Origin of the sequence: Paraburkholderia humisilvae, from assembly GCF_902859855.1 — a bacterium.
Taxonomy (GTDB): domain Bacteria; phylum Pseudomonadota; class Gammaproteobacteria; order Burkholderiales; family Burkholderiaceae; genus Paraburkholderia; species Paraburkholderia humisilvae.
The window spans coordinates 1-1127 of sequence record NZ_CADIKH010000373.1 but is presented as its reverse complement, the minus strand read 5'-3'; the positions used below and the strand labels follow the sequence as shown (position 1 = coordinate 1127).

The 1127-nt window shown below is 64.8% G+C and carries 1 pseudogene; it reads right to left on the bottom strand.

Features of this window, described 5'->3' with window-relative positions:
* Positions 1–128: 128 nt before the first annotated feature.
* Positions 129–957 (bottom strand): annotated as a pseudogene (locus tag HV796_RS42615) (tyrosine-type recombinase/integrase).
* Between the last annotated feature and the right edge of the window lie 170 nt (positions 958–1127).

Below are 1127 nucleotides of genomic sequence, written 5' to 3'. Positions count from 1 at the left end.
CGTCGCTCGCAACAAGCTCAAAAGCGCTCAGCACCGACCTTCGATCATCGCCGCGTGCTGGATTCAGGCAACCTTGTGGTGACGTCATGATTTATGGAAAGGTCAATAATGTCATCGTGACGCCGGTTTTAGCGCTGTGTGGTGCGCGTTGACGCATGGTTGGCCATCACCGCGACATTCTCCAGCGTGCCGCCGTTTTTCAGGTACGCCGTGATCCGGGTCGCACGGAACGTGTGGTTGCTGATCGCTGTGCCGATGCCGGCCGCCCGCGCCCGGCGCCGCACCATCGCGTAGGTGTTCTCCTGCGGTAGCGGCGTGGTGCTGAGCTGCCTAGTACCGCGCGCAATCGTGCGGAACAGCGGCCCCTTCGGCTCGCCTGCAATCACGGTCTCCTCGAGGTAGGCGTGCAGGTACGCGTCAAACGTGCGGTGACATGGCATTGCATGCGCCTTGCCACCTTTCTCCCGCGACGCACCCACAGGCGTCGCTGCCGCACATAGACGTCCTCGACGCGCATCGCGAGCGCGGCGCCCACCCTCGCGAACGAGAACACCATCAGTGCGATCGGCGCGCGATCGCGCAGACCTGCAGGTGTGGTCACGTCGATGCTGTCGAGCACCTGGCGCGCCTCACCCGGGTCGAGCACCGGCGTGCGGCCCGTTTTCGCGGAGTGACTGGGCCCACGCACCGACGCGGCCGGGTTGTGCGGCACGATCTGGCCGATGACTAACCAGTCGAACAGGTGGCGGATCGCGGCGAGCTGCTGCTCACGGTCGGCGCTGACGATGTCTGTGTCGGCCGCTCGACCCAAGTTGCCACGTGCAACGGTTGCACCTCAACCAGAGACGTCACGCCCACACCGGCGCACCACCCCAGAAAGTCCCCCGCGGCGCGCGCATAGGCACGGCGCGTGTGCTGGTTGCGGATCGCCGACGCGAAAAACTCGAGGAAGCGCATGCCGGCACGATCGCCCGCCGACGCGATCAGCGCTGGCACCGTCGGCGACAACAAGGCAAGGTAAGCGACATTTGTCGGCCGTCTTGACGATCAGAATTTGATCTCGAAGAGGCGTTCGTTGACGCCCTGAAGGTCAAAGGCAGCGGGATCGAAGCTACCGCCGCACCAGT